Annotated in this window: 21 protein-coding genes; 10 read left to right on the top strand and 11 right to left on the bottom strand. The window is 54.8% G+C overall.

Annotated elements, in window-relative coordinates:
• Positions 1-105: 105 nt before the first annotated feature.
• Both ACHHZ6_RS19445 and ACHHZ6_RS19440 read right to left on the bottom strand, forming a co-directional pair.
• Positions 106-1,590, bottom strand: a complete 1,485-nt coding sequence (locus tag ACHHZ6_RS19445) for a carboxypeptidase M32 (RefSeq protein WP_182271292.1) — start codon at positions 1,588-1,590, stop codon at positions 106-108.
• 74 nt (positions 1,591-1,664) lie between these two features.
• Positions 1,665-2,918: an MFS transporter gene (locus tag ACHHZ6_RS19440; RefSeq protein ID WP_182271293.1), complete on the bottom strand. Its 1,254-nt coding sequence runs from the start codon at positions 2,916-2,918 to the stop codon at positions 1,665-1,667.
• 121 nt (positions 2,919-3,039) lie between these two features.
• Between ACHHZ6_RS19440 and ACHHZ6_RS19435 the strand changes: the two genes are divergently transcribed.
• From ACHHZ6_RS19435 to bioD, 3 genes are all read left to right on the top strand, one after another.
• Positions 3,040-3,945 carry a LysR family transcriptional regulator gene (locus ACHHZ6_RS19435; RefSeq protein ID WP_182918497.1) on the top strand — a complete coding sequence of 302 codons (906 nt, stop codon included), beginning with the start codon at positions 3,040-3,042 and terminating at the stop codon, positions 3,943-3,945.
• Positions 3,946-4,066: 121 nt separating this feature from the next.
• Positions 4,067-5,287, top strand: a complete 1,221-nt coding sequence (mlc, locus tag ACHHZ6_RS19430; RefSeq protein WP_182918496.1) for a sugar metabolism global transcriptional regulator Mlc — start codon at positions 4,067-4,069, stop codon at positions 5,285-5,287.
• 130 nt (positions 5,288-5,417) lie between these two features.
• Positions 5,418-6,113: a dethiobiotin synthase gene (bioD, locus tag ACHHZ6_RS19425; RefSeq protein WP_182271296.1), complete on the top strand. Its 696-nt coding sequence runs from the start codon at positions 5,418-5,420 to the stop codon at positions 6,111-6,113.
• Here bioD and clcB read toward each other — a convergent pair.
• The 4 genes from clcB to ACHHZ6_RS19405 all read right to left on the bottom strand — a co-directional run bounded on the left by clcB (position 6,048) and on the right by ACHHZ6_RS19405 (position 11,069).
• Complete coding sequence (gene clcB / locus ACHHZ6_RS19420) at positions 6,048-7,358, bottom strand: voltage-gated ClC-type chloride channel ClcB (RefSeq protein ID WP_395122931.1); 1,311 nt, start codon at positions 7,356-7,358, stop codon at positions 6,048-6,050. The two genes, bioD and clcB, sit on opposite strands and share 66 nt — an antisense overlap.
• 124 nt (positions 7,359-7,482) lie before the next feature.
• Positions 7,483-8,097 carry a Tat proofreading chaperone DmsD gene (gene dmsD, locus ACHHZ6_RS19415; protein WP_395122930.1) on the bottom strand — a complete coding sequence of 205 codons (615 nt, stop codon included), beginning with the start codon at positions 8,095-8,097 and terminating at the stop codon, positions 7,483-7,485.
• Between the two features lie 101 nt (positions 8,098-8,198).
• Positions 8,199-10,640: a selenate/tellurate reductase subunit YnfE gene (gene ynfE, locus ACHHZ6_RS19410; protein ID WP_395122929.1), complete on the bottom strand. Its 2,442-nt coding sequence runs from the start codon at positions 10,638-10,640 to the stop codon at positions 8,199-8,201.
• Positions 10,641-10,775: 135 nt separating this feature from the next.
• Positions 10,776-11,069: a DUF1161 domain-containing protein gene (locus ACHHZ6_RS19405; protein ID WP_395122928.1), complete on the bottom strand. Its 294-nt coding sequence runs from the start codon at positions 11,067-11,069 to the stop codon at positions 10,776-10,778.
• A gap of 69 nt (positions 11,070-11,138) precedes the next feature.
• On the opposite strand from ACHHZ6_RS19405, the gene ACHHZ6_RS19400 reads away from it, so the two are divergent.
• Positions 11,139-11,885, top strand: coding sequence for a YnfC family lipoprotein (locus tag ACHHZ6_RS19400; RefSeq protein ID WP_395122927.1), 747 nt, complete (start codon positions 11,139-11,141; stop codon positions 11,883-11,885).
• A 16-nt stretch (positions 11,886-11,901) separates the two neighbouring features.
• Here ACHHZ6_RS19400 and speG read toward each other — a convergent pair whose 3' ends face one another.
• Together speG and ACHHZ6_RS19390 are read right to left on the bottom strand one after the other, a co-directional pair.
• Positions 11,902-12,462 carry a spermidine N1-acetyltransferase gene (gene speG / locus ACHHZ6_RS19395; RefSeq protein WP_182271302.1) on the bottom strand — a complete coding sequence of 187 codons (561 nt, stop codon included), beginning with the start codon at positions 12,460-12,462 and terminating at the stop codon, positions 11,902-11,904.
• On the bottom strand, positions 12,462-12,800 hold the full coding sequence (locus ACHHZ6_RS19390; protein ID WP_182271303.1) for a DUF1283 family protein: 339 nt from the start codon (positions 12,798-12,800) through the stop codon (positions 12,462-12,464). The genes speG and ACHHZ6_RS19390 overlap by 1 nt, the downstream gene beginning before the upstream one ends.
• Positions 12,801-12,953: 153 nt before the next feature.
• On the opposite strand from ACHHZ6_RS19390, the gene ACHHZ6_RS19385 reads away from it, so the two are divergent.
• From ACHHZ6_RS19385 to ACHHZ6_RS19365, 5 genes are all read left to right on the top strand, one after another.
• Positions 12,954-13,280: a YnfA family protein gene (locus ACHHZ6_RS19385; RefSeq protein WP_182271304.1), complete on the top strand. Its 327-nt coding sequence runs from the start codon at positions 12,954-12,956 to the stop codon at positions 13,278-13,280.
• 111 nt (positions 13,281-13,391) lie between these two features.
• A complete protein-coding gene (gene rspA / locus ACHHZ6_RS19380; RefSeq protein WP_182271305.1) occupies positions 13,392-14,606 on the top strand; it encodes a starvation-sensing protein RspA in 1,215 nt (404 codons plus the stop codon).
• Positions 14,607-14,620: 14 nt separating this feature from the next.
• The gene (locus ACHHZ6_RS19375; RefSeq protein WP_395122926.1) at positions 14,621-15,640 is read left to right on the top strand and encodes a Zn-dependent oxidoreductase; all 1,020 of its coding nucleotides are present in this window, start codon (positions 14,621-14,623) and stop codon (positions 15,638-15,640) included.
• Between the two features lie 73 nt (positions 15,641-15,713).
• Positions 15,714-17,081 carry an MFS transporter gene (locus ACHHZ6_RS19370; RefSeq protein WP_182271307.1) on the top strand — a complete coding sequence of 456 codons (1,368 nt, stop codon included), beginning with the start codon at positions 15,714-15,716 and terminating at the stop codon, positions 17,079-17,081.
• A 224-nt stretch (positions 17,082-17,305) separates the two neighbouring features.
• The gene (locus ACHHZ6_RS19365) at positions 17,306-18,769 is read left to right on the top strand and encodes a mannitol dehydrogenase family protein (RefSeq protein WP_182271308.1); all 1,464 of its coding nucleotides are present in this window, start codon (positions 17,306-17,308) and stop codon (positions 18,767-18,769) included.
• A 41-nt stretch (positions 18,770-18,810) separates the two neighbouring features.
• Here ACHHZ6_RS19365 and ACHHZ6_RS19360 read toward each other — a convergent pair whose 3' ends face one another.
• Both ACHHZ6_RS19360 and ydfG read right to left on the bottom strand, forming a co-directional pair.
• Complete coding sequence (locus tag ACHHZ6_RS19360) at positions 18,811-19,497, bottom strand: GntR family transcriptional regulator (RefSeq protein WP_182271309.1); 687 nt, start codon at positions 19,495-19,497, stop codon at positions 18,811-18,813.
• Positions 19,498-19,588: 91 nt separating this feature from the next.
• The gene (gene ydfG, locus ACHHZ6_RS19355) at positions 19,589-20,335 is read right to left on the bottom strand and encodes a bifunctional NADP-dependent 3-hydroxy acid dehydrogenase/3-hydroxypropionate dehydrogenase YdfG (RefSeq protein WP_182271310.1); all 747 of its coding nucleotides are present in this window, start codon (positions 20,333-20,335) and stop codon (positions 19,589-19,591) included.
• Between the two features lie 143 nt (positions 20,336-20,478).
• Here ydfG and dcp point away from each other — a divergent pair, with 143 nt between their 5' ends.
• On the top strand, positions 20,479-22,509 hold the full coding sequence (dcp, locus tag ACHHZ6_RS19350; RefSeq protein WP_395122925.1) for a peptidyl-dipeptidase Dcp: 2,031 nt from the start codon (positions 20,479-20,481) through the stop codon (positions 22,507-22,509).
• Positions 22,510-22,549: 40 nt separating this feature from the next.
• On the opposite strand, the gene ACHHZ6_RS19345 is transcribed toward dcp, so the two are convergent.
• Positions 22,550-23,539, bottom strand: a complete 990-nt coding sequence (locus ACHHZ6_RS19345; RefSeq protein WP_182271312.1) for a 2-hydroxyacid dehydrogenase — start codon at positions 23,537-23,539, stop codon at positions 22,550-22,552.
• Between the last annotated feature and the right edge of the window lie 304 nt (positions 23,540-23,843).

Raw genomic sequence — 23,843 nt, 5'->3', positions numbered from 1 at the left:
GGAAAAGAGTTAATACATCAGGCGAGAGTGTAATGATATGCACAAAATCATATTCTTATTGCGTAGCGGGAGAAGACGCTGCCGGAGCATGCTCCGGCAGGTGAATTACAGATAGCGCGAGGTCAGGTGTTCACGGAAATAACGAATGTTCAGATCTTCACCTGTCGCCAGGGTAATCAGCTGTGAGGTGGTAAAGCGGCTGCCGTGCTGCCAGATGTTCTGGCGCAGCCAGTCGAACAGGGCCGAAAAATCGCCATCAGCAATGGATGCCTGCAGATCCGGCAGCGCCGTTTTCGCGGCATGGAACAACTGGGCGGCGTACATGGCACCCAGGGTATACGACGGGAAGTAACCAAAACCACCGTCAGTCCAGTGGATATCCTGCATACAACCGTTGCGGTAGTTGTCTTTGGTGGATAACCCGAGCCAGGCCTGCATTTTTTCATCCCACAGCGCCGGGATATCGTCGACCTCGATGTCACCGTTAATCAGCGCCCGTTCAATCTCGTAGCGCAGCACCACATGCGCCGGATAGCTCACTTCGTCTGCATCGACGCGAATATAACCCGGCTTTACCCGCTGGTTCCATGCGATAAAGTTTTCTTCGCTGAATGCGGCCTGGCTGCCAAAGCGGGCCTGGACGGCAGGGAGCAGATGTTTCAGGAAGGCATTGCTGCGCCCGAGCTGCATCTCAAAGAACAGGCTCTGGGATTCGTGGATTGCCGTTGAGCGTGCCAGCGCAACAGGTTGGCCAGCCCATGCACGCGGCAGGTTTTGTTCATAACGGGCGTGTCCGGTTTCGTGAACCACGCCAAAGAGGGCGCTAAGCAGCTCCTCCTCGTCATAGCGTGTGGTAATTCGCACATCTTCCGGTACGCCGCCGCAGAACGGATGCGCGCTGACGTCCAGGCGACCGCCGTTAAAATCGAAACCGAGCATTTTCATCGCTTCCAGCCCCAGTTCACGCTGCGTGGCGGTCGGGAAGGGGCCTTGTGGCGGAACGAACGATTGCTGAGACTGTTTTTCCACCGCGTTAGCCAGCAGATCCGGCAGCCAGGATTTCATGTCGCCAAACAGTACGTCCAGGCGAGCGCTGGTCATGTCCGGTTCAAAAATATCCAGCAGCGCGTCGTAAGGTGAACAGCTTTTGGCCTCAGCACGCAGGCGAGCCTCTTCGCGGCTGAGTTTGACCACCTCTTTCAGGTTTGCGGAAAACCCGTGCCAGTCATTCGCCGGGCGCTGGGTACGCCAGGCGTGTTCACACTTGCTGCCCGCCAGTGATTTGGCTTCCACCAGTGATTCAGGCAGCAGCGTGGCTTGCTGATAATGGCGCGTCATTTCGCGCAGATTGGCCTGCTCAATGTCATTCAGATCTTCGCTCGCGGCAGCAGCCAGCCATTCGCCCATTTTTTTGTCGGTCAGGATTTGATGTTGCAATACGCTCATTTCGGCCAGCGCTTCGCTACGCGCGGCACTGCCGCCTGGCGGCATCATGGTGAACATATCCCAGCTGGCGATGGAGGAGAGGTGCGAGAAGCGAGAGAGACGCTGGAAGGTGCGGGTGAGTTGTTGGTAGTTGTTGTTTTTCATGAAGTCCTCGTGTCTGAATCAGCCGATGACAAAAAATAGCATCGGCTCGATTTAAACACGAAGACGGTTGAATGTTAATGCAGACGTTTATGCAGACTGGCACCTACCAGCAACGCCGCACACAGCATCAGCGCAATAAACCCGCCCACGCCGTTCCAGCCGTAGTTATGCCAGAACACGCCGCCAAGCGTCCCGGCGATACTGGAGCCGAGATAGTAGCTAAAAAGATACAGGGACGACGCCTGACCTTTGGCGCGCCGCGCACGTGGGCCTATCCAGCTGCTTGCCACGGAGTGAGAGGCGAAAAAACCGGCGGAGAAGAGCAGCATCCCGGCAAAAATCAGCCACAGGGATGAGAAGAGCGTCATCAGCAGGCCGAGCAGCATCACCGCCGTTGACACCAGCATCACCGGGCCGCGGCCAAAACGTGCGGTCATCGCACCCGCTTTCGGTGAACTCCAGGTTCCCGTGAGATAAGCGACGGAGAGCAGACCCACGACTGCCTGGCTCAGGTGCCAGGGAGAGAGCATCAGGCGGTAACCAATGTAGTTAAACAGCGTGACGAATGACCCCATCAGCAGGAAACCGGTCAGGAACAACCGTGGCAACCCTTTATCACGCCAGTGCAGGCGGAAGTTGATAAACAGCGTTTTTGGGCGCAGGGACGTCGGGCGGAAGTGGCGTGACTCGGGTAGAATTTTCCAGAACATCAGTGCAGATGCGAGGGCAAAACAGCCGATCACGGCCAGCGCAATGCGCCAGCTAAATAAATCCGTAAACACCCCGCTCAGCAGGCGGCCACTCATCCCACCGATAGAGTTTCCGCTGATATACAATCCCATTGAGAATGCGACAAAGCTGGGGTGGATCTCCTCGCTGAGATACGTCATCCCGACCGCCGCCACACCGCTCAGCGATAACCCAATCAGCGCGCGCATCATCAGAATACCGTGCCAGCTGGTCATCATGGTGGAAAGCAGGGTACAGACGGACGCCAGCATCAACGCGGTGACCATCACCGGTTTGCGGCCAATGGCGTCGGAAAGTGGTCCGGTAAAAAGCAGGCCAATAGCCAACATCCCGGTTGAGATCGACAGCGAGACACTGCTGCTGGCAGGTGACACGCCAAACTCATGAGACAAAACGGGAAGGATGGGCTGAACGCAATAAAGCAGGGCGAAGGTTGCCAGTCCTGCAGAGAAAAGCGCCAGCGTGACGCGCATAAATTGGGGAGTACCACGTTTGATGAACTGCACCGGCTGTGATGCTGCGGGTAAATCATCAACATCGCTTGCCGGAGCGATATCAATGGTAGTTGTACGACTCACACATGTTCCTTGCTTAAACATCCCCGTGATTTCTGGTGACGGGTATGACCACATGATCAGAGTAGGAAATTGTAAATATTCTGTCTAATATATTAATAATCTCAAATGATACTTTAAAGATATGAATATTGAACTGCGTCATCTGCGCTATTTTGTCGCTGTAGCGGAAGAGCTGCATTTTGGCCGTGCTGCCGCGCGGTTGAACATCTCTCAGCCACCGCTGAGCCAGCAAATTCAGATCCTGGAGCAGCAGGTGGGGGCTCGTCTGCTTGCGCGTACTAACCGCAGCGTGAGCCTGACGGCGGCAGGAAAGCAGTTTCTGGCCGACAGCAGACAAATTCTGAGCATGGTTGATGACGCAGCCGCCCGGGCCGAACGGCTCTATCTGGGGGAAGCCGGTGAACTGCGCATCGGTTTTACCTCATCCGCTCCGTTTATCAGCGCCGTTTCGGAAACGCTCTCGTCGTTTCGTCGTCACTTCCCGGATGTACATATTCAGACGCGCGAAATTAACACCCGCGAACAGATTGCCCCGCTTAATGAAGGTTCGCTCGACCTGGGGTTGATGCGTAATACCCAGTTGCCTGACACGCTGGAGTGGCAGGTGATTTTGCGCGAACCGCTGATGGCGATGATCCCGCATGACCATCCGCTAGCCTCGTGCCCCGCCGTCACGCTGTCAGAGCTGGCAAAAGAGCCGTTTGTCTTTTTTGACCCTCAGGTAGGCACGGGTCTGTATGACGATATTCTCGGCCTGATGCGGCGCTACGATCTTGCCCCGGTGATTACCCAGGAAGTGGGAGAGGCAATGACCATTATTGGGCTGGTCGCGGCAGGGCTGGGTGTTTCTATTCTCCCGGCCTCCTTTAAACGGGTACAATTGCGTGAAATGCGCTGGGTTCCCATTGCCGAATCTGATGCGGTTTCAGAGATGTGGCTGGTCTGGTCAAAACACCATGAACAGAGCCATGCGGCACAGCGTTTCAAAAAGCAGCTTATCGCCGCCTCTGCAGGACGATATTTATAGCGAAATGGGGATAAAAATGTGCAGTAAATCACATGGCTAAGTAAATATTTGACGACGGCCATTGAAGTGCTTCACCATAGCCCACAGTTTATTTCGAAGCTCGAAAATAAGGGAGTACGAGGTGGTTGCTGATAGTCAGCCAGGGCACATTGATCAGATTAAGCAGACCAACGCTGGCGCGGTTTATCGCCTGATTGATCAGCTTGGTCCGGTTTCGCGTATCGATCTTTCGCGCCTGGCACAACTGGCACCTGCCAGTATCACCAAGATTGTCCGCGAAATGCTGGAAGCCCACCTGGTTCAGGAGACAGAAATTCAGGAGCCGGGCAGCCGCGGCCGTCCGGCAGTCGGGCTGGTGGTGGAAACGGAAGCGTGGCACTACCTGTCGCTGCGTATCAGTCGCGGCGAAATTTTCCTTGCGCTGCGCGATCTGAGCAGCAAGCTGGTGGTGGAAGATCGGCTGGAGTTGCCGCTCGACACGGAACAATCGCTCCTCGATGCGATCATCACGCATATCGATCAGTTCTTTATCCGTCACCAGCAGCGGCTTGAGCGTTTAACGGCGATCGCCATCACCATGCCGGGGATTATTGATACCGAAAATGGCATTGTGCACCGCATGCCGTTTTACGACGATGTTAAAGAGATGCCGCTGGGTGAAGCACTGAAAAGTCATACGGGTGTGCCGGTCTATATTCAGCATGATATCAGTGCCTGGACGATGGCCGAGGCACTATTTGGTGCGTCACGCGGTGCACGGGATGTTATTCAGGTGGTGATTGATCACAACGTAGGGGCGGGTGTCATCACCGACGGACGCCTTCTGCACGCCGGGAGCAGTAGCCTGGTGGAAATTGGTCACACCCAGGTCGATCCCTACGGGAAACGGTGTTACTGCGGAAACCACGGCTGTCTGGAAACCATTGCCAGCGTGGAAAGCGTGCTGGAGCTGGCGCAGGTGAGGCTAAGTCAGTCAATGAGTTCGACACTCCACGGGCAACCGTTAACCGTCGACTCGCTCTGCGCCGCGGCGCGTCAGGGCGATCTGCTGGCGAAGGACATCATTACCGGTGTGGGGAATAACGTCGGTCGCATTCTGGCCATCATGGTGAATCTCTTCAACCCACAAAAAATTCTGATTGGCTCACCGCTTAGCCAGGCGGCAGAGATCCTTTTCCCGACCATTTCGGCCTGTATTCATCAGCAGTCGCTCCCGGCGTACAGCAAGAATATTGTGGTCGAAAGTACGCAATTCTCGAACCAGGGCACGATGGCCGGTGCTGCGCTGGTGAAAGATGCGATGTACAACGGCTCGTTACTTATTCGCTTACTGCAGGGTTAACTCTTTTCCACAGATGCAAGAAAGATTGCGCTATCTCAAGCCGGGTAGCGCATGCATCCCGTAGACTTCCCCCACTGAATTATTTACCTGGTTTATATTTCCGAAGCATACCCAAGAGGTGGAGTGAGTCATGCTTAAGCGTTTCTTTGTTACTGGTACTGATACCTCTGTCGGGAAGACGGTGGTGTCTCGCGCGTTGCTGCAAGCCCTGGCGGCACGCGGTGAGCGCGTCGCAGGGTACAAACCGGTCGCAAAAAGCAGTAAAGAGACGCCAGAAGGACTGCGTAATAAAGACGCACTGGTTTTGCAAAGCGTTTCATCCCTGGAATTGCCTTATCATGCGGTCAACCCTATTGCGTTGAGCGAAGATGAGAGCAGCGTGGCACACAGCGGTCCGATCAACTACACCCTGTTGTCTGACGGCCTGGCAAACCTGAGTGAGAAGGTTGACCATGTGGTCGTTGAAGGCACGGGCGGGTGGCGCAGCCTGATGAACGATTTGCGCCCGTTGTCCGAGTGGGTAGTACAAGAGCAACTGCCGGTGGTGATGGTGGTTGGGATCCAGGAAGGGTGCATCAACCATGCGCTTCTGACGGCGCAGGCCATTGCCAACGACGGCCTGCCGTTGATTGGCTGGGTGGCAAACCGTATCAACCCGGGTCTGGCGCACTATGCAGAAATCATCGAGGTGCTGAGCAAAAAACTGCCAGGTCCACTGGTGGGGGAACTGCCTTATCTGCCTCGCGCCGAGCAGCGCGAGTTAGCGCAGTACATCGATCTCTCTGCCTTCGGCAGCGTGTTGACCATAAATAGAGTCGTGGCGTAACGTTCGCGACAGCACAGACGCCACCACGCAGGCTACCAGCAAACCGGGCAGCAAAAAATACTGCCCGGTCATTTCACAGACCATCAGCGCCGACATAATTGGCGCGTGTGTCGTCGCGGCGAGCAACGTTGCCATCCCCGCCAGCCCCAGCAAAATTGCCATCTCTGATCCCGGAAACCACAGCGCGGAGATCTGCGCAAACAGCATCCCTGTTGCCATACCGACAAACAGCGTCGGGGTGAAGACCCCACCCGGAGCGCCCGAGCCGCTACTCGCCAGTACCGCCAGTAATTTGCACAGAAACACACCAGCAATCACCGACAGTAATGGTGGGGAAAGAAGAAACGCCTGCACCACACTGTAGCCATTGCCCCATACTTTTGGCGTCATCAGTGACAACAGTCCGACGATCAGCCCGCCAAGCGCCAGTTGCCAGGGCGGTGAGAGTTTGAGACGCAGAAACAGAGAGTGGCTGAACGTCATCAACCACATCAGCAGTGGGCCGCAGATACCTGCCAGCAAGCCTATTCCGACGATCAGCGAATAATCCGTCGCCGTGAGCATTTCGCTAAGATGGACTTCGTAGAGTGTGCTGGCTCCGGGGCTTAACAGACGCGTGGTGAGCAGCGCCACCACGGCGGCAATCACAACCGGGCCGAGCGAGGCCAGCATCAGAGTGCCAAACAGAATTTCAGCAATAAAAAGGCTACCGGCCAATGGTGCGTGATAGGCGCTGGCCATCCCGGCGGCGGCTCCGCAGGCGATCCACAATTTCCATTCGGATTTCGGCGTAAAGCGTTGGGCGAAACAGGAGGCCGCCAGTGCTGCAAGCAGGATCATGGCACCCTCACGACCAATAGCGCTTCCGCTGGCGACGACCAGCAACGACGCAAGGGATTTGACCAGGCTGGCTCCGTAATCAAACTGTCCGTCTCCGGTTTCCAGCGCTTCCATATAATCCGTTGGGGCATGGGGACGCTGCGCCGTCAAACGTTGCCATCCCCACAACAACAGCCCGGCAGCCAGCCCGCCAAGCGCCGGTGTCAGTACACGACGCCAGGGCGATAATGCCGCGGCAGCATCCACCAGACTGCCGCTTTCGTTGCTGAGGAATACCCACTCCAGCAAATACATGGCGTGGCGGAATACAGCAACGGCCAGCGCGGCCAGCACGCCAGTGATGGTGGCAATCAGGAGTCTGCGAAACATCGCTCGGATGTCAGGGTAAGTGTGAAGACGTTGCATGGGCCGCAATTGAACAGGGCAGATACCGTATTGTGAAGTGAAATCGCGGTGTTAGCAAAAGGTATACGTGCGGAAAAGTGGAGAACCCGGCTTGCCCGGTATCGGTGAGCAAGCCAGAACCTCGTTAACGATAAAGCGGTTTTTCAGTGACCGGAATAATTAATGTGGATTGCCAGTCCGCGAGCGTCAACTGAGCAAGTTTACCGAGTGCGGTGTAGAACGGGTGTCCGGCATTTTCGACAAATACAGAAAGAAAACGGGTGCTCCACGGCAAAAGGTGCCAGGCCAGAAGCTGGTCGCGCTCCGTATCGCGACCGTTTTCGGTCAGCCACCCGGCCAGCAGCAGCAACGCACCAAACTGATCTTCCGGTTCATTCTGCTGCATTTCAAAGACGATGTTGTTCTCACGCATCCACTGGCGCAGCGCGAGGGTTGAGTCACCAAACAGCACGGATTCGCGATCCAGCCACACGGAACCCCACGGCGGTGCGGGAAGCGCATACGGGCCAATAAACAGACGTTGCCAGGCGTCTGTTAGCGGCTCATCGGCGGGCATTTTGATCGTTCCTTCTATGTGCTGCAAAACATCCTGCGTCAGAGGCCAGTCCTGCGTCCAGCCGCCAGCGGTGAGTGCATTGACCAGAGGTGAGGCTTGCTCGCTGTCCGGAGCAAAATAGAACAGTGCGCCTAATACTCTGGCACTAAACGAGAACGATTCGCGGTGTGATACGTTATTCATGACTATATTCCTTACTCGCGCGGGTTGCCCCGCACGTTTATGTTAACCCGCAATTGCCATACCGACGGTCATATGCAGACCATAGAATAGCTCACGGTTAATCAGCTCACCTTTTCAACCTGCACCAGATTGGTGTGCTGCGGGTTACCTTTTGCCAGCGGTGACGGACGGTGCGTGGTCAATGTGTTGATGCACGAGCCGTGGTCGATGCGATCGCCGTTCATGTTGGCATCATGCCAGGCACCCTGGCCCATTGCGCTCACGCCAGGCATGATGCGTGGTGTCACTTTCGCCGGAATACGCAACTCACCGCGATCGTTAAAGACGCGCACCATGTCGCCGTTCTTAATGCCACGTTTGTCGGCATCGACAGGGTTGAGCCAGATCTCCTGGCGGCAGGCCGCTTGCAGAACATCAATGTTGCCGTAGCTGGAGTGGGTGCGGGCTTTAAAGTGGAAGCCGAACAGCTGAAGCGGGAAGGTGCTGCGCTCAGGGGCATCCCAGCCGTCAAACGTAGAGGCATAGACCGGCAGCGGGCTGATGGTTTCATCTTTTTCCAGCGCCCAGGTGCTGGCGATCCTGGCCAGTGCGCTGGAGTAGATTTCAATCTTGCCCGATGGGGTTTTGAGTGGGTTTGCCTCGGGGTTGTCGCGGAATTTTTTGTAGGCCACAAAATGCCCAGCCGGATCTTTACGCTTATATATACCCATTTGTTTCAGCGCGTCATAGGACGGCAACTGTGGATCTTTTGCGAGCATTTTGGCATACAGGAACTGTAACCACTGCGCCTGGGTGCGGCCTTCGGTAAACTGCTGATGGATATCCGGCCCGAGACGTTTCGCCACTTCACTCATGATCCAGTAGATAGGCTTGCGCTCAAACTTCGGTGCGGTAACGGGCTGCAGGAAAATCAGATAGCCCATGTTGCCCGCGTAATCGTTAGGAATAATGTCTTCCTGTTCCACGGTCATTAAATCCGGCAGCAGAATATCGGCATACTTCGCTGACGAGGTCATAAAGTTGTCGATCACCACGATGGTTTCGCACTTGCTTTCATCCTGCAAAATATCGTGGGTTTTATTGATATCGGAGTGCTGGTTAATGATGGTGTTACCGGCATAGTTCCAGATAAATTTGATCGGCACATCGAGCTTATCTTTACCGCGTACACCGTCGCGCAGGGCGGTCATTTCCGGGCCACGGACGATGGCATCCGTCCAGCTAAAGCAGGATATCTGCGTTTTCACCGGGTTGTCCGGCAGCGGCATACGCTCAATCGTGATGGTGTAGGTGGATTCACGTGCGCCGCTGTTACCGCCGTTGATCCCCACATTGCCCGTCAGGATCGGCAGCATGGCGATAGCGCGGGATGTCAGTTCGCCGTTGGCCTGACGCTGTGGGCCCCAGCCCTGACAGATATACGCCGGTTTCGCTGAGCCAATCTCACGTGCAAGCTTAATGATGCGATCGGCTGGGATCCCGGTGATACGTGAGGCCCACTCCGGCGTTTTGGCCGTGCCATCGTCACCCTGACCGAGAATATAGGCTTTGTAATGACCGTTTGCAGGCGCGCCTTCCGGCAGCGTTTTCTCATCGTATCCCACGCAATATTTGTCGAGGAACGGCTGGTCTACCAGGTTTTCATCAATTAACACCCAGGCGATACCGGCCACCAGCGCGGCGTCAGTGCCTGGACGAATCGGGATCCATTCATCTTCACGCCCTGCGGCGGTGTCGGTATAGCGAGGATCGATAACGATCATCCGCGCGTGAGAACGTTCGCGTGCCTGTTCGAGGTAATACGTGATCCCGCCGCCGCTCATGCGCGTTTCCGCCGGGTTATTACCGAACATCACCACCAGTCTGGTGTTTTCAATATCAGAGGTGCTGTTGCCATCGTTGCTGCCATAGGTGTAGGGCATTGCACAGGCAATTTGTGCCGTACTGTAGGTACCGTAGTGGCTTAAGAATCCGCCGTAGCAGTTCATCAGGCGAGCCACCAGCGAGGCGTAGGGGGAGGAGCGGGTGATATTACCGCCCACAATCCCGGAAGAGTAATTAATGTAAACCGCTTCGTTACCGTATTTTTCCACCACACCTTTCAGGCTGGTGGCAAGGGTGTCCAGTGCTTCGTCCCAACTGATACGTTCAAACTTGCCTTCGCCACGCTTACCGACGCGTTTCATCGGGTAATTCAGGCGGTCGGGATGGTTTATTCGACGGCGAATAGATCGACCGCGCAGGCACGCACGCACCTGATGATTGCCATAAACATCATCGCCGGTATTATCCGTTTCGACCCAGTACACTTCATCATCACGGACGTGCAGGCGCAGCGCACAGCGACTACCGCAGTTTACCGAACAGGCTCCCCATACCACTTTATCTTCCGCGGGTTGCATGGCGTTTTGTACCGCCGCAGCGGCGCTTTTCATGCCAAAAGGCAAAGAAAGCCCGCCAGCAGCAAGCGCCAGAGAACCTATCGCCGTGGATTTAACCAGCATTCGGCGGCTGATCCCGCCGTGACGTTCAATATCGGACATGACTCACCCCATCATTGCTGTTACGTATTATTTTCTCCCGTTATTAAAACCGGGCTAATGATGGGGTGAGTGTTACTTATTTGACGGTATTAAATATTAATCCTCATCAATTCAAGGGGTACTGGTGCCTAAAAATCACTGAGGTTCACCTTGCGTATTGTCCTGAGTGCCTGAAGCTGCGCTGTTCCCTGTGCGGGTGTACAAGATTTTAAAAGTATCACTGGCACAATGACCAACCACCTGTGCATCCGGTTGGTCGGCCTGATCGTTTGGCACGATGCTCAGCGTAAAGCCGGACTCTGGTACACCGTTGTTGATGATTTTCTGCTGAATGTCGCTCTTCACGCGCTCGCAGGAATCCGGGGCGGCCAGAGTGGCCGTTGAAACACTCATTAACAGCAGGGCGGTAATCCAGGGTAACCGTTTCATCTGTCGCTCCTTTTCTCTGTGTGTAGATTAATTTTAGCAGGGATCGTGTAAACATCTGTATTTGCTAATATGATTGGGAATAATCTCCCTGTATCGGTAAATGATGTGAAGAAATACGCAGTGATAACGTTACTGGCAACGGCACTGGTGGGGTGTGATAACAACTCTGCGCCGCTGTCGTTTACGCCTGAGATGGCGAGCTTCTCGAACGAATTTGATTTTGACCCACTGCGCGGGCCGGTTAAAGACTTTTCCCAGACGCTGTTCAACGACAAAGGTGAGGTATCCAAACAGGTGACTGGCACGATGTCATCGGAAGGGTGCTTCGATACGCTGGAGCTGCACGACCTGGAAAATAATACGGGCGTCGCGCTGGTACTGGATGCCAACTACTACCTTGATGCTGAAACACAGCAGCGTAAAGTGAAGCTACAGGGGAAATGTCAGCTGGCTGAATTACCGTCGGCGGGCGTGACGTGGGACACTGACGACAACGGCTTTGTGGTGGCAGCACACGGAAAAGAGATGGAAGTGAAGTACCGCTACGATGCCGACGGTTACCCGCTGGGTAAAACGACGGTTTCCGGCGAACAGCACTTGTCCGTGCAGTCGACACCGTCAAAGGATTTGCGCAAGCGAATGGATTATACAGCGGTGAGCACACTAAACGATAAGCCGCTGGGAAATGTGAAGCAGAGCTGCGATTACGACCGTCACAATAACCCGGTGAGTTGCGATCTGATGATCATCGACGACAGCGTCAAACCCGCCGTTGAGCACAAATACACCATAAAAAACAGTATTGATTACTATTAAGAAAAAACCGCGCAGTTTACTGCGCGGTCGCTTTCAGTTGAGTCGTGCCGGATGCTTTGTGCCCGGCCAGATGCTGGTGCTGGAAGATACACATACGGATGGTGTTGCGGTATTCACCATTGATAAAGAACTCATGGATCAGTTCACCCTCCACCATAAAGCCGAGCTTGCGGTAGATATGGATCGCTTTTTCATTCTCTTTATCAACAATAAGATAGAGCTTATACAGGTTTAATACGTTGAACCCGTAATCCATCGCCAGCTTTGCTGCCCGCGAGGCGAGACCTTTCCCCTGATGCTCCGGCGAAATGATTATCTGGAATTCCGCCCGACGGTGGACGTGGTTGATCTCAACCAGCTCGACCAGACCGGCTTTTTCACCTTTGCACTCCACCACAAAACGGCGTTCGCTCTGATCGTGGATGTGCTTGTCATAAAGATCCGACAACTCCACAAACGCCTCGTATGGCTCTTCGAACCAGTAACGCATCACGCTGGCGTTGTTGTCGAGCTGGTGAACAAAGCGCAGGTCTTCACGCTCCAGCGGACGCAATTTAATGTCACTTATGCCCGACATTAAGGTGCAACCGTGCGGCCAGTACGGCGATCCAGGCAGCGCAGTGTGTTTGGCTCCCAGTAGGCATTGACGTTTGCACTTTGCTGACACTTGTCACGTGCATCAAAAGCAACATCTTCTTTATCCCACTCTTTTTCAGCACGTTTGTTGACCTTCTGACGAAGGTTACGGGTGTCATTCCATTGTTCTTTGTCCATCGCAGCGTTCTGACGGCTCTGCGCGCTATCACCAGACTCAATAATGAGTTTGCTGGTTTCGGCTGTAGCCGTTGCGGCAAAGGCGAACGATGACAGCGCCAGCAGGGCTGTCAGACAAAGGCGTTTGCTTAATGTAGTCATAGCGTTTCCTTTTTTAATGGGCGCAGAAAATTAAGTTACCCAGTCCCGATTCTACATCAAACCGAAATGGCGTCATACCCACGCCGCAGGTATTGAAAAGTAAAGGGCATTATCAGGTATGATAGTTAAATCAATCCTCACGTAATGTCCAAAATGATTAAGACGACGCTGCTTTTTTTTGCCACCGCACTGTGTGAAATTCTCGGATGCTTCCTGCCCTGGCTGTGGCTGAAGAAGGGGGCATCGGTGATGTTACTGGTGCCTGCGGGTATTGCGCTGGCGTTGTTTGTCTGGCTATTAACGCTGCATCCGGCAGCCAGTGGACGCGTCTATGCGGCGTACGGTGGTGTCTACGTCTGTACCGCACTGCTGTGGCTGCGCGTTGTTGATGGTGTCAGACTCAGCCTGTATGACTGGGCCGGCGCGCTGGTTGCACTGTGCGGTATGCTGATTATTGTCGCGGGCTGGGGGCGGGCGTAAGCCCCCATAATTTGTGATCTCTCGCTGATTTTTTGATCGCAATACTTGTATGGTAGTAGTGCAGTTGGATAAATTTCCTGCATCACAACGAGCGATGTAAGGAACTGGATCATGAAGATTGTCGGGGCTGAAGTTTTTGTTACCTGCCCGGGGCGTAACTTTGTCACCCTTAAGATCACCACCGATGAGGGCATTGTCGGTCTTGGCGATGCCACACTGAACGGACGTGAACTCTCCGTTGCCTCTTACCTGAAAGATCACCTGTGTCCGCAGCTGATTGGCCGCGATGCGCACCGCATAGAAGATATCTGGCAGTTCTTCTATAAAGGCGCTTACTGGCGTCGTGGGCCGGTCACCATGTCGGCGATTTCGGCCGTCGACATGGCGCTCTGGGACATCAAAGCCAAAGCGGCCAATATGCCACTCTACCAGCTGTTGGGGGGCGCATCCCGCGAAGGGGTGATGGTTTATTGTCACACCACCGGGCACACCATCGACGACGTACTGGAAGATTACGCCCGTCACAAAGAGATGGGCTTTAAGGCGATCCGCGTCCAGTGCGGTGTACCGGGTATGAAAACCACCTACGGTATGTCTAAAGGAAAAGGGCTGGCCTACGAGCCAGCGACCAAAGGCGACTGGCCGGAAGAGCAGCTGTGGTCCACCGAAAAATACCTCGATTTCACGCCGAAGCTGTTTGATGCGGTGCGAAGTCAATTTGGTTTTAATGAACACCTGCTGCACGACATGCACCACCGTCTGACGCCAATCGAAGCGGCGCGTTTCGGTAAGAGCATCGAAGACTTCCGTATGTTCTGGATGGAAGACCCAACACCTGCGGAAAACCAGGCGTGTTTCCGTCTGATCCGCCAGCACACCGTCACGCCTATTGCCGTGGGGGAGGTGTTCAACAGTATCTGGGACTGCAAACAGCTGATTGAAGAACAGCTTATCGACTATATCCGTACCACCATTACTCACGCAGGGGGGATCACCGGGATGCGCCGCATTGCGGACTTCGCGTCACTCTACCAGGTGCGTACCGGCTCGCACGGTCCGTCGGATTTATCACCAGTTTGTCACGCTGCCGCACTGCATTTTGACCTGTGGGTACCGAACTTTGGCGTACAGGAATATATGGGTTATTCGGAGCAGATGCTGGAGGTCTTCCCGCACAGCTGGCGCTTCGATAACGGTTATATGCACCCAGGTGATAAACCCGGGCTGGGCATTGAGTTTGACGAAAAACGGGCGGCGAAATACCCGTATGATCCCGCCTACCTGCCGGTGGCTCGTCTTGAAGATGGCACGCTGTGGAACTGGTAAACGAGGAACGAACGATGAAAAGCGTAGTGATCCAACAACCGAACGCACTGGTGATTGAAGAGCGTCCACTCCCGACGCCTGGTGCAGATGACGTGCGCGTCAAAATCAGGCTCGCCGGGATCTGCGGTTCAGACAGCCATATCTACCGTGGTCATAACCCGTTCGCCAGATATCCACGCGTAATCGGTCATGAATTTTTTGGCGTCATTGATGCTGTGGGCGAGGGCGTTGAGCACGCCCGTCTGGGTCAACGCGTTTCGGTTGACCCGGTGATCAGCTGTGGTCACTGTTACCCATGTTCCGTCGGCAAACCCAACGTCTGTACTTCGCTCGTGGTGCTGGGCGTCCACCGTGACGGTGGGTTCAGCGAATACGCGGTTGTGCCCGCTAAAAACGCCTGGCCAATCCCGGACGCGATCCCGGACAAACATGCCGTGATGGTTGAGCCATTCACCATTGCTGCCAACGTAACGGGCCAGGCGAAACCCAGCGAACAGGATGTTGCGCTGATCTACGGCGCAGGCCCAATGGGGCTGGTTACCGTGCAGGCGCTGAAGGGGGTCTACAAGGTGAAGCAGGTTATCGTCGTTGACCGCATTGACGAACGCCTGGCGATGGCTCAGCGCAGCGGCGCGGACTGGGTGTTGAATAACGGCGAACAGTCATTACAGGCAGCCCTGGAGGAGAAAGGGATCAAACCGACGTTAATCATTGATGCCGCCTGTCATCCGTCTATTTTGCAGGAAGCCATTACCCTGGCCTCCCCGGCAGCCCGCATTGTGCTGATGGGCTTTTCCAGTGAACCGAGCCAGATTGTTCAGCAGGGGATCACCGGCAAAGAACTGGCGATATTCTCCTCGCGCCTGAATGCTAACAAATTCCCGGTCGTTATCGGCTGGCTGGAAAAGGGGCTGATCGACCCTGAAAAACTGATTACCCATACTTTTGACTATCACCACGTAACAGACGCCCTCGAACTGTTTGAGAAAGACCAGCGGCAGTGCTGCAAAGTCTTGCTCACGTTCGGCCAATAATAATTCACGCGGTTAAGAGCCTGCACAGACAGGCTCTGAGTGGTACGCATCTTACCTTTCAGAGATAGCCATTATGACGCAAGTACAACCTCAAAGAACAACCTCCGATCTGGTGAAAGCCGCCGTTTCAGGCTGGCTGGGTACCGCGCTGGAGTTCATGGATTTTCAGCTTTACTCACTGGGTGCCGCGCTGGTATTCCACGAAATCTTCTTCCCGGAACAGTCTGCGGCAATGGCGCTGATTTTGGCGATGGGCACCTACGGCGCAGGCTATATTGCCCGCATCGTCGGCGCGTTTATCTTCGGCAGGATGGGCGACAGCATCGGGCGTAAGAAGGTGCTGTTTATCACCATTACCATGATGGGGATCTGTACGACCCTGATTGGTGTATTGCCAACCTATGCGCAGATAGGGATTTTTGCACCTGTTCTGTTAGTTACGCTGCGTATTATTCAGGGGCTGGGGGCCGGGGCGGAAATCTCCGGGGCAGGAACCATGCTGGCAGAGTACGCACCAAAAGGAAAACGCGGCATCATCTCCTCGCTGGTGGCGATGGGCACCAACTGCGGAACGCTGAGTGCAACGGCCATCTGGGCGGTGATGTTCTTTGCCCTTGACCGCGAAGAGTTGCTCGCCTGGGGCTGGCGCGTGCCGTTCCTCGCCAGTGTGGTGGTGATGATCTTTGCCATCTGGCTGCGAATGAACCTTAAAGAAAGCCCGGTATTTGAGAAAGTGAACGACGCTGAAACTGCTGCCCAGGATACGTCGCTGGGGGCGATGTTTAAGAGCAAATCGTTCTGGCTGGCGACCGGCCTGCGCTTTGGCCAGGCGGGGAACTCCGGCCTGATCCAGACGTTCCTCGCTGGTTATCTGGTACAGACGCTCTTGTTCGATAAAGCGATCCCAACTGATGCGCTGATGATCAGCTCCATCCTGGGCTTCCTCTCCATCCCGCTGCTGGGCTGGCTGTCCGATAAAGTCGGGCGTCGTTTACCGTACATTATTCTGAATATCTCGGCCATTATCCTGGCGTACCCAATGCTGTCGGTAATCGTCGATACAAGCTATGCACCAGGCGTCATTATGCTCTCCATGATTGTGATTCATAACGTGGCGGTACTGGGGCTGTTCGCGCTGGAAAACATCACGATGGCGGAAATGTTCGGTTCGCGTAATCGCTTTACCCGGATGGCTATCTCAAAAGAGGCGGGTGGTCTGGTGGCGGTTGGTTTCGGCCCGGTACTGGCGGGGATCTTCTGCAATATGACCGGCTCCTGGTGGCCGATTGTCGCAATGCTGGTAGCGTACTCCGTGATTGGGCTGGTGTCCGCCATCCTGATGCCAGAAGTGCGTGACCGGGATTTGAGTTTGGCGGAAGACGCGGCTGAAGCCCCGCGTCACGGATCTGTCGGGTACGGGGCGCTCTCTTCACGCCGCTGATGGTTTATATCTTGAGGTACTTGTCACACAACTTTTTGCTCGTGTCACACCACATGGACAAAAGTTAATATAAATCAATATATGAATCTGAAGTATCCGTATGGTTGATGGCAGATATTTTTTTACGACATCTACCATTCTAGTTGGTGTAGTCAACAGGCGCTGCCGCTCCGGTAAGAGGGCGGCAGTGGATCACAGCTTTCTTTACTTAACGAGTCTCAATCATGGAAAACCGGTTATTACAGGCGAAAGCGACCCTTCCTCAGTACGATCGCGATAGCCTCAGGGCACGCATTGTTCATTTAGGGTTTGGTGCATTTCACCGTGCGCACCAGGCGGTGTATACCGACATTCTCGCCGCTGAACACGGCAGCGACTGGGGTTACTGCGAAGTTAACCTGATTGGTGGCGAACAGCAAATTGCCGATCTGAAGGCACAGGATAACCTTTACACCGTGGCGGAGATGTCCGCCGATGCATGGACATCTCGTGTGGTTGGCGTTGTCAAAAAAGCGCTGCATGCGCAGGTTGACGGGCTGGAAGCCGTGCTGGCGGCGATGTGCGAACCGCAGGTGGCCATTGTTTCACTGACCATCACCGAAAAAGGATACTGCCACTCACCGGCGACCGGGAAACTGATGCTCGATCACCCGTTAATTGCTGCCGACCTGCAAAATGTTCACCAGCCAAAATCTGCTCCGGGCGTTGTGGTTGAAGCGCTGGCGCGTCGTAAAGCGGCGGGCCTGCCTGCTTTTAGCGTGATGTCCTGCGACAATATGCCAGAGAATGGCCACGTGATGCGCAATGTGACCTGCGCCTATGCCCGTGCTGTTGACGGTGAACTGGCAGACTGGATTGAAGCCAACGCGACCTTCCCGTCAACGATGGTGGATCGCATCGTGCCAGCGGTAACGGCGGAAACGCTGGATAAAATCGAGCAGCTGACGGGTGTACGCGATCCGGCGGGGGTTGCCTGTGAACCGTTCCGTCAGTGGGTGGTTGAAGACAATTTTGTTGCCGGGCGTCCGCAGTGGGAAAAAGCCGGCGCGGAGCTGGTGGCAGACGTTATTCCGTTTGAAGAGATGAAACTGCGTATGCTTAACGGCAGCCACTCCTTCCTGGCATACCTCGGCTACCTGGCGGGATACCAGCACATCAACGACTGCATGGCCGATGAGCACTACCGCGCCGCCGCACACGCGTTAATGCTAAAAGAACAGGCCCCAACGCTGAAAGTGAAAGGGGTTGATTTAGGCCGCTACGCTGATCTGCTGATTGCACGTTACAGCAACCCGGCTCTGCGTCACCGCACCTGGCAAATCGCGATGGACGGCAGCCAGAAGCTTCCACAGCGTATGCTGGATTCTGTCCACTGGCATCTGGTGCATCAGAAACCGTTCCCGTTGCTGGCGCTGGGCGTGGCGGGCTGGATGCGCTATGTCGGCGGCGTGGATGAGCAGGGTAACGCCATTGAGGTGGTCGACCCGCAACTGGCGGTCATTCAGGCTGCGGTAAACGGTAGCCCAGAGGGCGAAAATCGCGTGAAAGCGCTGCTGGGCATTGAGACTATCTTTGGCAAAGAGTTACCGCAGGAAGCCGTTTTTGTGGATGCGGTGATGAAGGCTTATCAGACATTACTGCAAAAAGGAGCGAAAGCTACGGTGGCGCAGTACGCGGCACAGCGGTAACACCACTGCCGCATCCCGCACGCGGTGGGATGCGGCAAGCATTATTCTTCGCTAAACCAGTCGCTGTTTTCCTGACGAATCAACAAGACCGACTCGCTAATTTCCTGCAGATGCAGCGTCATCGCTTTTTCCACGCCATCAGGATCGCGTTTTTCCAGCGCATTGAAAATATCGTGGTGCTGTCGGAGCAACATTTCCGGCGGCGAGACATGATCAAGACTCATATAGCGCACGCGGTCAATGGTGGCTTTGATGTTTTCGATGGTGTCCCACGCCAGCTGACAATCCGCAATTTGCGCCAGCTTCTGGTGAAACTCGTCATCGAGCTGGAAAAAGTCATTCAGCTGTTTACGGTCAATTGCAATGCGCTGCTGATGCAGGTTTTGCTCCAGTTGATAACACTGGTTGTCATTAATAAGCGATGCGGCGCGGCGCGCGACGGCACATTCAATGGCCTGACGGACAAAACAGCCATTACGTACCTGAGAAAGTGAAATCTTATTCACATAACTGCCGCGCTGGGGGCGGATCTGGATCAGGCCGTTTTCAGCCAGCTTAATAAATGCCTCTCGCACCGGCTGACGGGAAACGTCAAAACGTACCGAGACCTCTTTTTCAGAGAGTGGTGTTCCCGGCGGGATCAGGCAGTGCACAATATCACGTCGCAAAATGCGATAGATTTGCTGATTAACAGGCTGGGTAGGATTAAGTTGTGATTCAGCGGCCATGAGTTGTCATTTCTCAGAGAGTTAGCCTGAACATACTACCATTCTTTTGGGATCTGCGACAAACCCGGCCCGCAGGCCGGGAAGGGCAAAATTAGCCGCGATGGATGCTAAGTCCGGCAAAACTCTGGCTGACTGGCATCATTTCAACGGTATTAATGTTGACGTGTTTTGGCAGCGTCGATACCCACCAGACCGCTTCGGTAATATCTTCCGGTGTCAGTGCATTGGCGTTTTCATAGGTTTTATCCGCTTTTGCGTCATCGCCTTTGAAACGCACGTTAGAGAACTCGGTACCGCCAACCAGACCTGGCTCGATATCGGTGACGCGAATGGCTGTGCCGTGCAGGTCGGTGCGCAGGTTAAGGCTGAACTGGCGTACGAAGGCTTTGGTCGCGCCGTAGACGTTACCGCCTGCGTAAGGCCAGCTACCGGCGGTAGAGCCGATGTTGATCACGTGGCCGCGATTGCGCTCAACCATGCCCGGCAGTACGGCGCGGGTCATGTACACCAGCCCTTTATTGTTGGTGTCGATCATGTTTTCCCAGTCTTCCACGCTGGCTTTGTGGGCAGGCTCCAGACCCAGCGCCAGACCCGCATTATTGACCAGCACGTCGATGGCATGCCATTCGGCAGGCAGGTTCGCCATCATCTCTTCAATGGCGGCACGGTTGCGGACGTCCAGCTGCGCGGTCAGGATACTGTCACCTAACTCATCTTTCAGCTCCTTCAGGCGCTCCTGACGACGACCCGTTGCAATCACCTTATGCCCGTTGGCAACGAAGCGGCGCGTGATGCTTTCACCAAAACCCGACGTCGCCCCGGTAACTAAAATAATCATCTCACTGTTCCTCAACGCTTTTTGTGTTGAACTACCATAGCACGCGCGCGGGCGCGGCGTTAAGGCAACTTTTGTATGACAGCATTGCAGGTGAGGGCGGCCTGGCCTACTCTGGGGAGATACACCGTTCTCAGGAGTGAAAGATGTCGGTCAGCAATCCTTTTTTTGAAATCAGCCTGTTGCCTTATCAGGCTCCGCATTTTGACGAAATCAACGATAGCCATTATCGCCCTGCATTCGATGAAGCCATACGACAGAAGCGTGCAGATATTGCTGCCATCGTGGCACAGACCGCCGCGCCTGACTTCAACAACACGGTGCTGGCGCTGGAAAAAAGCGGTGCCATGCTGTCGCGCGTGAGCAACGTTTTCTTCGCCATGACCTCTGCACACACCAATGATGATTTACAGGTGCTGGACGAACAGTTTTCGACAGAGCTGGCGGGGCTGGCGAACGATATCTGGCTCAACGAAACGCTCTTCACCCGCGTGGAGAGCGTCTGGCAGGATCGCGCGGCGCTGGATGCCGAATCCCGTCGTCTGGTGGAAGAGACGTATCAGCACTTCATTCTGGCGGGCGCACGCCTGAACGATGCCGGGAAAACGGAACTGAAAGCGCTGAATACCGAGTCGGCGTTACTGACCAGTCAGTTTAATCAGCGCCTGCTGGCGGCGGATAAAACGGGTGGTCTGGTGGTGGATTATGCGCACCAGCTTGAGGGGTTGAGCGCAGACGAGATGGCGACCGCCGCGCAGGCTGCCGCAGAGAAAGGGTTGAACGATCGCTGGCTGATACCGCTGCTCAATACCACGCAGCAGCCTGCGCTTGCTGCGCTGACCGATCGGCAAACGCGTGAAAACCTGTTTAACGCGGGATGGGTGCGCACCCAGAAAGGGGATGAAAATGACACCCGCGAGCTGATCCTCCGCCTCGTCGCGCTGCGCGCGCGTCAGGCACACCTGCTGGGTTTTGACGATTACGCCAGCTGGAGTATTGCCGATCAGATGGCGAAAACCCCTGCAGCAGCGCTGGCATTTATGCGCGGTATCGTGCCGGCGGCGCGCACCCGGGCAGAGCGTGAGCAGGCGGATATCCAGAAAGTGATTGATGACGAGCAGGGCGGTTTCACGGTGCAGGCCTGGGACTGGTCTTTTTACGCCGAGCGCGTGCGCCTGGGGAAATATGCGCTGGATGAATCGCAGATCAAGCCGTACTTTGCCCTCAATACCGTGTTGCATGACGGCGTATTCTGGGCGGCCAGCCAGCTGTTTGGCATCCGTTTTGTCGAGCGTTTTGATATTCCGGTCTATCACCCGGACGTGCGCGTATGGGAAATCTTTGACCACACCGGTGAAGGCATGGCGCTGTTTTACGGTGATTTCTTCGCCCGGGATTCCAAAGGCGGTGGCGCGTGGATGGGGAATTTTGTCGAGCAATCGTATGAGCGTGCTGCGCGTCCGGTTATCTACAACGTCTGTAACTATCAAAAACCGGCTAACGGACAGGCGGCGCTGATCTCCTGGGATGATGTGGTCACGCTATTCCATGAGTTTGGTCATACGCTGCACGGCCTGTTTGCCAGTCAGCGTTACGCCACGCTCTCTGGCACCAATACGCCACGTGATTTCGTCGAATTCCCGTCGCAAATCAACGAACACTGGGCCAGCCATCCGCAGGTGTTTGCGCATTATGCCCGTCATTACGAAACCGGAGAACCGATGCCGGAAGCGCTGCGGGACAACATGCTCAAGGCGACCCAGTTCAACAAAGGCTATGACATGACGGAACTGCTGAGCGCAGCGCTGCTGGATATGAACTGGCACGGCGTCCGTGATGCGGTGGATGATGTTGAGGCTTTTGAAGCCGCAGCGCTGAAAAAAGAGGGGCTGGATCTGCCCGCCGTACCGCCACGCTATCGCAGCAGCTACTTCGCTCATATTTTCGGAGGCGGGTATGCGGCAGGTTATTACGCGTATCTCTGGACGCAGATGCTGGCCGACGATGGCTATCAGTGGTTTGTCGAGCAGGGCGGGTTAACGCGTGAGAACGGGCAGGCATTCCGTGAGGCGATTTTGTCGCGCGGGAACAGCAGTGACCTGGAAGCGTTGTACCGCGACTGGCGCGGACACGATCCTGAGATCGAACCGATGCTGAAAAATCGTGGGTTGAGTTAAGAAAAACACCCGGTGGCGCAACGTCACCGGGTGATAACGCTTATACCAGCGCGTTAGGGCATGCTTCGCCTTTCGCCAGCTGCTGCAAATTCCCCAGCGTCGTTTCCGAAATGCTGATCAGCGCCTCGGCCGTCAGGAACGCCTGGTGGCCGGTGAACAGGACGTTATGGCAGGCAGACAGGCGACGGAACACATCGTCCTGGATCACGTCGTTAGACTTATCCTCAAAGAACAGATCGCGTTCGTTTTCATACACGTCCATACCCAGCGCGCCTATCTTCTGAGTTTTCAGCGCTTCAATTGCGGCCTGAGAGTCAATCAACCCGCCACGGCTGGTGTTGATGATCATCACGCCGTCTTTCATCTGGTCAAACGCCGCCTGGTTAAGCAGGTGATAGTTTTCCGGCGTCAGCGGACAGTGCAGGGAGATAACGTCTGACTGGGATAACAGCGTCGTCAGGTCGACATACTCCACGCCCAGCTCCAGCGCGGCAGCGCTTGGGTACGGATCAAACGCCAGCAGGCGCATACCAAAACCTTTCAGAATGCGAAGTGTCGCGACGCCAATTTTACCAGTACCAATTACACCGGCGGTTTTGCCGTACATGGTGAAACCGGTCAATCCTTCCAGAGAGAAGTTGGCATCACGCGTGCGTTGATAAGCGCGGTGAATACGACGGTTCAGCGACATCATCATCCCGATGGCGTGCTCGGCGACCGCTTCCGGCGAATAAGCCGGTACGCGCACCACCTTCAGACCCAGTTCTTTCGCCGCATCAAGATCCACGTTGTTGAAGCCAGCGCAGCGCAGGGCGATATACTTCACCCCATGCTTTTTCAACTCTTCCAGCACCGGGCGGCTGCCGTCGTCGTTTACAAAGATGCAAACACCATCACAACCGTGCGCCGTTTTGGCTGTTTTTTCAGTCAGCAGAAAGTCGAAAAATTCAAGTTCGAATCCGTAAGCCTCGTTAACATGTTGCAGATACTTTTTGTCGTACTGCTTTGTGCTGTATATCGCGAGTTTCATAAGACTTTCTCCATTAATTTTGCATCCACGTTAGCATGATTAAAATATTCTTACAATTTATAAAATATTATTGAATTCAATAGGTTCTATGAATTATTTTAGAACATCTATACCCATTAACTCTATGATATTCAAACTACACAACTTTCTTCAGCATGAATTTATCCTGGGGGCGTCCTGGAGACATTGTCGTTGGCATTCTGGTGTGTAGCATGTCCACCTGATCCTGTTCATATCACCGATCCACGTCGAGCAAACATCAAATGCTGGCTGAATGATGAGCATAAGAAGCCATCGCCGGAAA

This window comes from Enterobacter cloacae complex sp. 2024EL-00214 (genome assembly GCF_043945575.1).
Classification (GTDB): Bacteria; Pseudomonadota; Gammaproteobacteria; order Enterobacterales; family Enterobacteriaceae; genus Enterobacter; species Enterobacter cloacae_P.
This window is presented reverse-complemented; position numbering and strand designations above follow the sequence as displayed.

What these genes read in the sequence shown, in the direction of transcription:
- ACHHZ6_RS19445 (WP_182271292.1), bottom strand. Translation starts at nt 1,590, where the DNA reads ATGAAAAACAACAACTACCAACAACTCACCCGCACCTTCCAGCGTCTC.
- ACHHZ6_RS19435 (WP_182918497.1), top strand. Translation starts at nt 3,040, where the DNA reads ATGAATATTGAACTGCGTCATCTGCGCTATTTTGTCGCTGTAGCGGAA.
- bioD (WP_182271296.1), top strand. Translation starts at nt 5,418, where the DNA reads ATGCTTAAGCGTTTCTTTGTTACTGGTACTGATACCTCTGTCGGGAAG.
- clcB (WP_395122931.1), bottom strand. Translation starts at nt 7,358, where the DNA reads ATGCAACGTCTTCACACTTACCCTGACATCCGAGCGATGTTTCGCAGA.
- dmsD (WP_395122930.1), bottom strand. Translation starts at nt 8,097, where the DNA reads ATGAATAACGTATCACACCGCGAATCGTTCTCGTTTAGTGCCAGAGTA.
- ynfE (WP_395122929.1), bottom strand. Translation starts at nt 10,640, where the DNA reads ATGTCCGATATTGAACGTCACGGCGGGATCAGCCGCCGAATGCTGGTT.
- ACHHZ6_RS19405 (WP_395122928.1), bottom strand. Translation starts at nt 11,069, where the DNA reads ATGAAACGGTTACCCTGGATTACCGCCCTGCTGTTAATGAGTGTTTCA.
- ACHHZ6_RS19400 (WP_395122927.1), top strand. Translation starts at nt 11,139, where the DNA reads ATGATTGGGAATAATCTCCCTGTATCGGTAAATGATGTGAAGAAATAC.
- speG (WP_182271302.1), bottom strand. Translation starts at nt 12,462, where the DNA reads ATGTCGGGCATAAGTGACATTAAATTGCGTCCGCTGGAGCGTGAAGAC.
- ACHHZ6_RS19390 (WP_182271303.1), bottom strand. Translation starts at nt 12,800, where the DNA reads ATGACTACATTAAGCAAACGCCTTTGTCTGACAGCCCTGCTGGCGCTG.
- ACHHZ6_RS19385 (WP_182271304.1), top strand. Translation starts at nt 12,954, where the DNA reads ATGATTAAGACGACGCTGCTTTTTTTTGCCACCGCACTGTGTGAAATT.
- rspA (WP_182271305.1), top strand. Translation starts at nt 13,392, where the DNA reads ATGAAGATTGTCGGGGCTGAAGTTTTTGTTACCTGCCCGGGGCGTAAC.
- ACHHZ6_RS19375 (WP_395122926.1), top strand. Translation starts at nt 14,621, where the DNA reads ATGAAAAGCGTAGTGATCCAACAACCGAACGCACTGGTGATTGAAGAG.
- ACHHZ6_RS19370 (WP_182271307.1), top strand. Translation starts at nt 15,714, where the DNA reads ATGACGCAAGTACAACCTCAAAGAACAACCTCCGATCTGGTGAAAGCC.
- ACHHZ6_RS19365 (WP_182271308.1), top strand. Translation starts at nt 17,306, where the DNA reads ATGGAAAACCGGTTATTACAGGCGAAAGCGACCCTTCCTCAGTACGAT.
- ACHHZ6_RS19360 (WP_182271309.1), bottom strand. Translation starts at nt 19,497, where the DNA reads ATGGCCGCTGAATCACAACTTAATCCTACCCAGCCTGTTAATCAGCAA.
- ydfG (WP_182271310.1), bottom strand. Translation starts at nt 20,335, where the DNA reads ATGATTATTTTAGTTACCGGGGCGACGTCGGGTTTTGGTGAAAGCATC.
- dcp (WP_395122925.1), top strand. Translation starts at nt 20,479, where the DNA reads ATGTCGGTCAGCAATCCTTTTTTTGAAATCAGCCTGTTGCCTTATCAG.
- ACHHZ6_RS19345 (WP_182271312.1), bottom strand. Translation starts at nt 23,539, where the DNA reads ATGAAACTCGCGATATACAGCACAAAGCAGTACGACAAAAAGTATCTG.